Origin of the sequence: Sphaerisporangium sp. NPDC051011, from assembly GCF_040653595.1 — a bacterium.
GTDB lineage: Bacteria > Actinomycetota > Actinomycetes > Streptosporangiales > Streptosporangiaceae > Sphaerisporangium.
In genome coordinates this window covers 1-3,214 of sequence record NZ_JBFAGG010000043.1, presented here as the reverse complement: position 1 = coordinate 3,214, position 3,214 = coordinate 1, and the positions used below count along the sequence as shown (strand labels likewise).

1 rRNA gene is annotated in these 3,214 nt (G+C 57.7%); it reads right to left on the bottom strand.

The window, feature by feature from the left end:
- Positions 1 to 5: 5 nt before the first annotated feature.
- Positions 6 to 3,136 (bottom strand): 23S ribosomal RNA (locus AB0H21_RS40845).
- Positions 3,137 to 3,214 lie beyond the last annotated feature (78 nt).

The window sequence follows — 3,214 nt, the reverse complement described above, 5'->3', positions numbered from 1 at the left end:
GCTTTATGGTCAAGTCCTCGGCCTATTAGTACCGGTCAGCTCCACACCTTACAATGCTTCCACACCCGGCCTATCAACCCAGTCATCACCTGGGAGCCTTACCCCCCTCACAGGGGTGGGAGACCTCATCTCAAGGCAGGCTTCCCGCTTAGATGCTTTCAGCGGTTATCCCTCCCGAACGTAGCCAACCAGCCATGCCCTTGGCAGAACAACTGGCACACCAGAGGTTCGTCCGTCCCGGTCCTCTCGTACTAGGGACAGCCCCCTTCAAGTCTCCTACGCGCGCAGCGGATAGGGACCGAACTGTCTCGCGACGTTCTAAACCCAGCTCGCGTACCGCTTTAATGGGCGAACAGCCCAACCCTTGGGACCTACTCCAGCCCCAGGATGCGACGAGCCGACATCGAGGTGCCAAACCATCCCGTCGATATGGACTCTTGGGGAAGATCAGCCTGTTATCCCCGGGGTACCTTTTAGCCGTTGAGCGACGGCGCTTCCACAAGCCACCGCCGGATCACTAGTCCCAGCTTTCGCTCCTGCTCGACCCGTCGGTCTCACAGTCAAGCCCCCTTGTGCACTTACACTCACCACCTGATTGCCAACCAGGCTGAGGGAACCTTTGGGCGCCTCCGTTACCCTTTAGGAGGCAACCGCCCCAGTTAAACTACCCACCAGACACTGTCCCCCACCCGGATCCACGGGCGCGGGTTAGACATCCAAAACGACCAGAGTGGTATTTCACCAATGACTCCACCAGAACTAGCGTCCCAGCTTCACCGTCTCCCACCTATCCTACACAAGCCGTCCCAAACACCAATGTCAAGCTGTAGTGAAGGTCCCGGGGTCTTTCCGTCCTGCTGCGCGTAACGAGCATCTTTACTCGTAGTGCAATTTCGCCGGGTCTGCGGTTGAGACAGCGGGGAAGTCGTTACGCCATTCGTGCAGGTCGGAACTTACCCGACAAGGAATTTCGCTACCTTAGGATGGTTATAGTTACCACCGCCGTTTACCGGCGCTTAAGTTCTCACCTTCGCCCACCGAAATGAGCTGAGCGGTCCCCTTAACGTTCCGGCACCGGGCAGGCGTCAGTCCGTATACATCGTCTTACGACTTCGCACGGACCTGTGTTTTTAGTAAACAGTCGCTTCCCCCTGGCCACTGCGACCCCCACCAGCTCCAGACGCACGGTCCATCACCAGCAGAGGCCCCCCTTCTCCCGAAGTTACGGGGGCAATTTGCCGAGTTCCTTAACCACAGTTCACCCGATCGCCTCGGTATTCTCTACCTGACCACCTGAGTCGGTTTAGGGTACGGGCCGCCGGCACACTCACTAGAGGCTTTTCTCGGCAGCATGGGATCACCCACTTCACCACAATCGGCTCGGCATCACATCTCAGGATACATTGAACGCGGATTTGCCTACGTCCATCCCTACATGCTTACCCCAGGAACAACCATCGCCTGGGATGGGCTACCCTCCTGCGTCACCCCATCGCTTACCTACTACCAGATCAGGCCAGGCGTTCACCCTCACCCCGACCCCGAAGGACCGAAGGGGTTAAGGACCCTTAGTATCACTGGATTCGATATGGGCGCATGCCCGCGGGTACGGGAATATCAACCCGTTGTCCATCGACTACGCCTGTCGGCCTCGCCTTAGGTCCCGACTTACCCTGGGCGGATTAACCTAGCCCAGGAACCCTTGGTCATCCGGCGCAGAAGTTTCTCACTTCTGATTCGCTACTCATGCCTGCATTCTCACTCGCACAGCCTCCACAACTCGGTCACCCGGCTGCTTCACCGGCCGCACGACGCTCCCCTACCCACCCACACACCCAGACGCCACAAAGGCGCCAGGCTAACGTGTGAATGCCACGACTTCGGCGGCGTACTTAAGCCCCGCTACATTGTCGGCGCAGAATCACTTGACCAGTGAGCTATTACGCACTCTTTCAAGGATGGCTGCTTCTAAGCCAACCTCCTGGTTGTCACTGCGACTCCACATCCTTTCCCACTTAGCACACGCTTAGGGGCCTTAGTCGGTGGTCTGGGCTGTTTCCCTCTCGACCACGGAGCTTATCCCCCGCAGTCTCACTGCCACGCTCTCACTTACCGGCATTCGGAGTTTGGCTGACGTCAGTAACCCGGTAAGGCCCATCAGCCATCCAGTGCTCTACCTCCGGCAAGAAACACGCAACGCTGCACCTAAATGCATTTCGGGGAGAACCAGCTATCACGGAGTTTGATTGGCCTTTCACCCCTACACACAGATCATCCCCCAGGTTTTCAACCCTGGTGGGTTCGGTCCTCCACACGGTCTTACCCGCGCTTCAACCTGCCCATGCGTAGATCACCCCGCTTCGGGTCCACAGCATGCGACTCAAACGCCCTATTCAGACTCGCTTTCGCTACGGCTCCCCCACACGGGTTAACCTCGCCACACACCATGACTCGCAGGCTCATTCTTCAAAAGGCACGCAGTCACATCACAGCCACCCGAAGATGGCTACGCTCCTACGGCTTGTAGGCACACGGTTTCAGGTACTATTTCACAACCCCTCACCGGGGCGCTTTTCACCTTTCCCTCACGGTACTCGTGCACTATCGGTCATCAGGGAGTATTCAGGCTTACCAGGTGGTCCTGGCAGATTCACACAGGATTCCTCGAGCCCCGTGCTACTTGGGATCCCCTCAAACAGTCGGCAGAATTTCGCCTACCCGGCTCTCACGGTCTACGGCGCCCCTTCCCAGAGGCTTCGACTACCCCACCGATTTATCACTGTCCAGAGAAACGGCGGTCTCTCCCAGAAGGTCCCTCAACCCCACACACGCAACACCCGCCGGCTATCACACGCGCATGGTTTAGCCTCATCCGCTTTCGCTCACCACTACTCACGGAATCACTGTTGTTTTCTCTTCCTACGGGTACTGAGATGTTTCACTTCCCCGCGTTACCACCAACCGCCCTATACATTCAGACGGCGGCGACACCACATGACTGGTGCCAGGTTTCCCCATTCGGACATCCCCGGATCAACGTCTGGTTGGCGACTCCCCGAGGCTTAACGCAGCCTCCCACGTCCTTCATCGGCTCCTGATGCCAAGGCATCCACCGTGTGCCCTAAAAAACTTGGCCACAAAGATGCTCGCGTCCACTATGCAATTCACAAACAACAAACGAGACCACCAGCCCCACCCACCACCAGACACCCAC